Source organism: Clostridium sp., from assembly GCF_029258205.1.
Classification (GTDB): domain Bacteria; phylum Bacillota; class Clostridia; order Clostridiales; family Clostridiaceae; genus Sarcina.
In genome coordinates this window covers 1-8,377 of the sequence record NZ_JARHZJ010000074.1, presented here as the reverse complement: position 1 = coordinate 8,377, position 8,377 = coordinate 1, and the positions used below count along the sequence as shown (strand labels likewise).

Here is an 8,377-nt window from a genome sequence, read left to right as displayed (position 1 = left end):
AAATATTTATTTCTAAACTTTTTTAAATTTATTATACACTTTGTAATTTCAAAGTCAATAAAATTTAAAAGAAAAGTAGTATAAGACTCTATATAAAATCTTATACTACTTTTTTAAAATTTACTTCAATCTAATTAAAATAATTAAAACTTATTATCTTTCAGTTCTAACAGTTATTGATTGCTTAGTTGAAAGTTTACCATTAGAATATTTAGCGGCAATCTTAAAGTTATAAATAGTATGTCTATTTAATCCCTTAAATTTAAATTCAGTTTCATCAGCACTTATTTCTTTAACTTTTTTACCATCCTTATAAAGAACATACCCTTCTAATCCATAAGTTTTTTCTGGTGCTTGCCAGCTTACAGTTACATTTTTCTTAGTCTTATCAGTAACCTTAAAATCTCTTACTGGATTTACTATAACTTCTTCCTCAACTTTTGGATTTCCAACCTTAACTTTTACTGTATTTGAAGAAACTTTCTTACCATTAACAGTAATATTTACTTGAACATCAGCAAATCCTTCAGAAACACCAGTCATCATTCCATTTTCAATAGTTAAAACTTCTGGTTTTGAAACTTTATATTCAACTTCAGCTTCTTCTAAATTAACATTTGCACCACTATTCATTAATGCATTTATAGAAAACGGAACACTTTGTCCAATTTCCAAATCATGCTCTACTGTATTTAAATTTACATGAGCTAATTCAGGAGATTCAATTGACTTATCTATCTCTTTAACATAAATATTATCTAAGATTACTTCTTTAAATCCGTCACCTTTCTCTAAAGTAATATAGTAATCCCCATCAAAATCGCCAGTTGTAAACTCGTGAGTTACAGATTTAGCTTTAGTGAAAATATCTTGTGCATAGTTTGAACCAGTAGCCTCTAAAGGAATACTTACAACCTTTTCGCCATCTCTCTTCTTAATGTTAACAGTATATCCTGGAGCTACATTTTCTAATGAATATAAGAATCCAAATTCATAAGTTTTATTTGGCTCTAATTGGAATGATGAAACGTCTGTAGTTAACATTTCACCTCTTTCATTTGGTTGTTGGTTAGATTTTAATGAAAATCTTCCATCAAGTACCCAGTTCATTCTTTGCTTAGCATCTATAGATATATCCTTCTCAGCTAAGTGAGATCTATTTGAATGTCCTCTTCCTGGAGCTAAATAAAATGGTGATATACCTTCATCTACATTTTCAAAGTCTTCGTAGAATACATATCCATCTCTATTAGTGTGACCTGGATGATCCCAAATCCTAAAGTCATCAACTAATACAACTGAGTTATCTTCTCCCTCTGATGCCTTTAAGTAAACATCAGCTGAGTTTACTCCTTTAGGTACAGTAAATTCTACTTCCATTCTCACAAAAGTATCATCAATATACTTAACCCCTTCTCCTTGTCTTACTTTACCACCACTTGTTATTACATTAGTAAAATCCTTTCCACCAACATTAACTCCTAATGTAACCTCTCTATTATTATCATTTTTAACCCAAGCAGATACTGAATAAGTTGCTCCTTCTTCTAATCCATTTATGCTTTGAGAAATTTTAGCATCAGCGCCTTCATTCCCACTTATTTTAAGAACATCATTACCTAATCTCTTTTGAACACTTTCATTTTCAATAGTTATATGATCTGTATTTGTAGCAGTAGATTCTTTATTCCACTTATCAAAAGTTTGTGAGTCAAATCCTGGGTCAGCTATTTCTGAACCATATCCCCAATCAGCTACTCTCTTTTCTTCAACTTTTTCCTTAGTAACTATATAAGGAGTATCTTGTTTTACTTCTAAATTAACCTTTCCATTTGCAACTGGTACTTCCTTAACCAAAGTTCTTCCTAAATCTGATAATTCATATAAATAAACTTTATCATTAGAAGTCCATCCTTCTGGTAAAGTCCATTCTGAAGTAGTTCCTAATGGATTCCAGTGATAAATTTTTTCACTATTTGCTTCATCAACAGGATTCCAAGGTAAGAATAATTGAGTATCTCCAATACCTGTATCTCCAATTGAACTTTCTGGAGTAGTAGCAACTAATCTATTATTTCTATAGTAGTTTATATTAGAATTTTCTCTAATAGCCTTAACTCCATTTTCAAATAATACTTCATTTTCACTCATCTTAATTATTGGGAAGTGTTGTAAATACTTAGTAGGTAATACTTGATTATAAAATACCTCTGTACCGTAAGCACCTTCTATATCATGTCTAGTTCCCCATCCACCTGATAATAAATGTTTATTACCTTTTACTAATGGATCTGCCAAGAATGAATCTTGAGTATCATTTTTCATAAATCTCATTATTTTACTTGCATTTCCCTTGTTTGGATATGCAGGATCTCCACCCCAGTGAGTCCATGGAACATGTTGTTCTAATGGTCCATTCATTTCTGTTGCAATCATAATTCCATAATCATTTATCTTTTCTCCTAATTGATGAGCATTCCATCCATTACCTGTATAAACGTCAACGTAAATCCACCCTAGATTTGGTGCATCTTTCATTAACATATCAAGTCTTCTGAATAATTCTCCACTAGTTATATCTTTTCTTTGATTCACATAATAAGCTTGATCTAACCATCCCCATCCTGGAGCATTTTCGTTAACTAATTCAGTTGGATATTCAAATGCATCCATAGTATATTCAGTTGCATTTATATGAACACCTATTTTTGCATTATATTCCTTACCTTTTTCTATTAATGTATTAAAGTCTTCCTTACCACCTTGTCTCATACCAATATGTCCGCCATAGTCTGGATGAGAGTCATCATGTCCTTCCCCTTGATATCCTTTATGAAGAACTAATTGTCCAAATCCATCTGTATAATTTGAAAGCTTTTTAATTGTATCTAATGATCTTAGGAACGGATTTTGAGTGTATCCAATATTAAAATCAATATATGACATTTGATTTTTTATTTCTTCTCCACCTACTGGAATTTTCATATTTTTTCTATATTCAATAGCACTATCTTGCCAATCTACTTGACCATCTCCATTCTCATCTCTTGCTATAATTACTTCTGACCATGGCTTTTCACCTTGATATAGCTTACTTCCTTGTTCTGTTGTATCTTGAAGAACTTCTTTATAAGTCCAAGTACCATTTGAAATTCCAACTTTCTTATAATTTGTATTATCAGGAAGAGTATCATTTTCAGTTGTTAATACAACTCTATTTCCACCTTCAATAGTATTATTATTTATAGTTACAGCAAAGTTATCATCATTTATAAATGCATAAGTTTTCCCCTTTACTCCAGGCTTCAATTTAGCAATTTCTGTAAATTCTTCATTTATGTTATTCCAATCACCAGTTGTTAAAACAGATGCTGTTTTACCATTATTTAAACTGCTTACTGAAGCTAAACTATGATTTGGGAAATTTAATGTTTGAAGTTTAACATCTCCTTCTTTAATATCTGTAACTTCCATTATTAATTTATTTTCTTTAACAGTCATCTTTAAAATAATAGTCATTCCTATATCTTCAAAATTTAATGTATATATACCTTCATTATTTACAAATTCACTATTTACTTTTGGAACTCTCTTCTCTCCATTAATTTCAACCATATATTGAGCTTCTAGATCATCTACAGATGCGCCTGACAAAATATCCTCAGTTCCTTTCCATTCGTATCTAACAACTGTTGGGAATCTATTATCTAAAACTACTTTCATAGAATCTGATTCTATAGTTTGTTCTTCTAATGTTCCTACTTCTGGTACCATTATCCCGCCTAACTCTTCAATAGCAAGGTTATCTAAAGTAATATTTTTATTTCCAAACCATCCAGTTAAACCTATTTTTCCTCTCACATCTGGTAAATTAGATATTGCAACCTGACCTATTTTTTCACCATCAACCCACATAGTAATATTTGTATCTTCTACTTTAAGCTTTATTCTATAAGTTTTTCCTGGCTCTGGTGTAAATGAACCTGGAAATGCACCATATTTACCATCTCCAGTTTTCCACACCCAAGAACCATTATCGTAACAAACAGCTCCCCACTCAGTTTCTGATACATATCTAAATAGTAGACCTATTCTTCCTTCATTATTATCAACAGAAAAATCTGTTTCGTAAGTAAAGTTCTTAACCTCTGGAGAATTCATATCAACAGCTACAGATACTCCATTCATAGGTATAGTAACTTTACCATTCTCATAACGTGGAGTTCCTCCACCTTTTACAACTTGCCAATTTCCTCTTGTTTCTTCTGTATCAAAATTAGTTTCATAACTTGCTAAATCTGAGCTCACAGTTACATTAGCTATTGCTTTTACCTCTGCACCTTCAACTGTACCTTCAACTTTAAATGTACCTGGCTTTGAATAACTTTCTTTAGATATATAATTCCAAGAAACCTCCTTAATACTAGACATACCATTTTCATGATTTACTGTAACACTTGATGGTAAAATAGGCTTAACTCTTGGATAAGTTTCTACATTCACTTCATTTATTGATACTATAGGTCCCTTATCTACAGTGATAGGAGCATACTTAATGTAATCAAATTTGGTAGTTTTAGAGTTTCCCCATCCTCTATATCCAACTTTACCTGCTTGTAATGGAATTAAATCTGAATCTTTATCATATATAGTTTCAAATTCTCCATCATTTACAGAAACATTAACAGTTAAATGTTTTTCAACAAAAGTAGCCTTAACTTTTACAATATCTCCACTATTTAGTCTTGGACCTGAAATATTTTCCCACTTATCTTTATTTTCTATAACCCAGCCAGTACCTGAATCGTAGTTAATCATTCCATAGTTTAACTCAGTTGATCTAAATATTATTCCAAATTGAGGCCCACCAACTGTAAACTTACTTTCTAACTCTCCATTTTTTATATTAGGCGATTGATCTTCCATAATTCTATAATCTCCACTATTAGTAACTGATAAAACTCCGTCAGCTACCTCAGCACTTCCTGATCCAGCTAATTTCGTCCATGTAATCCCTTCTGGTCTATCATAGTTTTGAATATAAGTCTCATCTTGTTCATTACTATTGTTTAAAGTTTCAGCTGATTTACTATTTATCTCATCTACAGCTTCATTAACAGGTGTAGCAAGTACTGAAATTGGTAATTGTCCAGCAATAACAGCAGAAGCTATTATTAAAGCAATTTTCTTGTTCATACATTTTATACCCATTCTTCTCTCCCTTAATTTCACGTTAAATGTTTACATTTGTAATTTTAACCCTTTAACTCAATAATTCACATGTAAATTTTCTACTTTATTATGTATTTTATTTACAGATAATTTATTTAAAATAAAATTCCAAAATAAAAGAACTATCTTTTCAGATAGTTCTTTTAAGGGTTAATTATTGACTATAAATAAAATATATTCTTTTATAAATTAATAAACTTTAATTTAGTGTATTAATTTACATTATAAATGTAAACTACATTATTTATTGAAAGCTTTGTTATAATCTTCAATGAATTTTTTCATACCAGCATCAGTTAAAGGATGTTTTACCATTTGAAGTATAACATTATAAGGAATTGTTGCAATATGTGATCCTGCCATAGCTGAATCTAAAACATGCATTGGATTTCTAACACTTGCAGATATTATTTCAGTATCTATTCCATGTAAAGCAAACATTTCAGCTATTTGAGTTACAATTTCAATTCCTGGATTTCCTATATCATCAAGTCTTCCTAAGAATGGACTTACGAATGCTGCACCAGCTCTAGCTGCTAATAAAGCTTGTAATGGTGAGAATATTAAAGTAACATTTGTTCTTATTCCTTCACTAGCTAATACTTTTACAGCTTTTAAACCTTCCTCACACATAGGTATTTTTATAACTATATTTTTATGTATTTTAGCTAATTCTCTTCCTTCTCTAACCATTTCGTCACACTCTAAGGCCATAACTTCAGCACTTATTGGTCCATCTACTATGCTACATATTTCTTCAATTACTTCTTTAATATCTCTACCTTCTTTTGCTATTAATGAAGGATTAGTTGTTACTCCAGATAAAACTCCTAATTTACTAGCTTTTCTTATTTCTTCTACATTTGCAGTATCGATAAATATTTTCATTTCATAATCTCCTTTTCATCAATTTTAAAATATTAATTTGAATTCCATATTTTTTCTATTAATCGTTTCCATAGATAGATGTTAACATTAAAAAAGGAATTTTTCAATATTTTTATCTAAAATTTACATTTTGTCATTTTATTTTTCCTTAATAATATGATATAATATAATATTTTATAACTTTAATATATAATAATTAATTATTAGAGTATCACTTATGTAATATTTATCATTTAAAGTATATACAAATAAAATAATTAATTTCTTGTTTTTTATTCTGTGTAAAAATCATAAATACTGTTTAATATAAACAAAATCAAGTGAACTTCTCACCATTTTTATAGAAAATAAGTAAATTCTCTCAAATTAATTTAAATATCTATTCTAAACCTATAACTTCTATTTACCAATCTTTATACCACAATGATTTTATGCATTTAATAAAAAAAAATGATTTCTACAAATGTAGAAATCATTTTTTTATTTTAATTATTCAAAATATCTTTTTAATAATCCAGCGAAAGCTTTTCCGTGTCTAGCTTCATCTTTACACATTTCATGAACTGTGTCGTGGATTGCATCTAAGTTTAATTGTTTAGCTAAAGTAGCTAAGTCTTTTTTACCTTGGCAAGCTCCATGCTCTGCATTTACTCTTGCTTGTAAGTTTGCTTTTGTATCAGCTTCTACAACTTCTCCTAACATTTCTGCGAATTTAGCAGCATGCTCTGCTTCTTCGAAAGCTATTCTTTTATAAGCTTCTGCAACTTCTGGGAATCCCTCTCTATCAGCTTGTCTTGACATAGCTAAGTACATTCCTACTTCTGTACACTCTCCTACAAAGTTAGCTTGTAATCCTTCAATTACTCTTTCATCTACACCTTTAGCAACTCCGATTCTGTGCTCATCTGCAAATGCTAATTCTCCACTTTGCTCTACAAATTTATCTGAACCAGCTCCACATATTGGACATTTTTCTGGTGCTTTTTCTCCTTCATAAACATATCCACAAATTGTACAAACAAATTTTTTCATAATAAAATCCTCCTAATATTATGCTTAAATATTTTTCATCAATAGGTTATTAAGAAAATTATCCTAATAAATCTCTTTCTTTATAATCTATAGATTTAACCTATTATTTTTTTTCTTAACCCTTATTAATATTATATAATAATCATTTTCCATTATCAACATATTTTAAACAATTTATACTTTTAATAAAAAAAATTCCTCTATAAGTTTTTTATATCAAAAATTAAAGTTCAAATTATTATTTGTTGTAATAAAACTATTCATATTTTATCATTTCAACTTTATTACATAAAAAAAGAAGGCGTTATATAAAAATATAAAAACTTATTTTGATACACGCCCTTATCTTAATAATTTAATCAAATACCTAATAATATATCTTTTTATAAAAGGTATATTATCTTACCACTTTACCAAAAGGCATAAGAGATAATTTAGCCAATTTCAATGACTGTATTGCAAAAGGTATTCCTATTATTGTAATAGCAAACATAGCTGCACTTATTAAATTTCCTATAGCTAATGTAAATCCACCAAAAACTATCCATAATATATTAAGCACAAGATTTCCTGCTCCATCGTCAACAGTTACTACTTCCTTACCAAAAGGGGCTAATTGTAATCCCGCTAATTTAAAACATTGTAATCCAACAGGTATTCCTACTATTGTTATACACCATATACATCCCCAAAATAACCATCCTAAAGCATTAAAAAACCCACCAAATATCATCCAAATAAGATTTCCTAGACAACTCAATATTTTTCCTCCTTTATAATAAATATTTACTTTTTATAATAATATCTACTTTGATTATAAAAAAATGTTCTCTTATTGCTTAATATTTTTAAACAAACTAATTTATATAAAATAACAAAGTAATCTTAATACAGTAATTATTTTAAATTAACATAATTGCAAATATACCATTAAAATTAAAACTTAATTTTATATAATCAAATTAAAAAGTATTTTAAATAAAATAACATCTTTTTCTTTTAACTTCAACTCATTTTCATATATTTTTTAATGATTTATATTTTTTAAAATTTATGCGCTAATTTTTTATTTTTTTGTTGACATTTATCTTTTATGTATATATAATAAATATTGTCAACAGGACATGCCGAAGTGGCGGAACTGGCAGACGCACAGGACTTAAAATCCTGCGGTGCTAACACACCGTACCGGTTCGATTCCGGTCTTCGGCACCAAAACTCTTAA

General features: G+C 29.1%; 4 protein-coding genes and 1 tRNA gene. 1 reads left to right on the top strand and 4 read right to left on the bottom strand.

Features of this window, described 5'->3' with window-relative positions; translation table 11 throughout:
• Window positions 1-153: 153 nt before the first annotated feature.
• From Q1J60_RS09320 to Q1J60_RS09305, 4 genes are all read right to left on the bottom strand, one after another.
• Complete coding sequence (locus Q1J60_RS09320) at window positions 154-5,211, bottom strand: endo-alpha-N-acetylgalactosaminidase family protein (RefSeq protein ID WP_300261203.1); 5,058 nt, start codon at window positions 5,209-5,211, stop codon at window positions 154-156.
• 261 nt (window positions 5,212-5,472) lie between these two features.
• Window positions 5,473-6,120: a fructose-6-phosphate aldolase gene (fsa, locus tag Q1J60_RS09315; RefSeq protein ID WP_300261200.1), complete on the bottom strand. Its 648-nt coding sequence runs from the start codon at window positions 6,118-6,120 to the stop codon at window positions 5,473-5,475.
• 489 nt (window positions 6,121-6,609) lie between these two features.
• Window positions 6,610-7,152 (bottom strand): NADH peroxidase, encoded by a 543-nt coding sequence (locus Q1J60_RS09310; RefSeq protein WP_300261198.1) that lies wholly within the window; start codon window positions 7,150-7,152, stop codon window positions 6,610-6,612.
• Window positions 7,153-7,549: 397 nt separating this feature from the next.
• Complete coding sequence (locus tag Q1J60_RS09305; protein WP_300261196.1) at window positions 7,550-7,912, bottom strand: YccF domain-containing protein; 363 nt, start codon at window positions 7,910-7,912, stop codon at window positions 7,550-7,552.
• Window positions 7,913-8,278: 366 nt separating this feature from the next.
• Here Q1J60_RS09305 and Q1J60_RS09300 point away from each other — a divergent pair.
• Window positions 8,279-8,367 (top strand) — tRNA-Leu (locus Q1J60_RS09300).
• The last annotated feature ends 10 nt before the right edge of the window (window positions 8,368-8,377 follow it).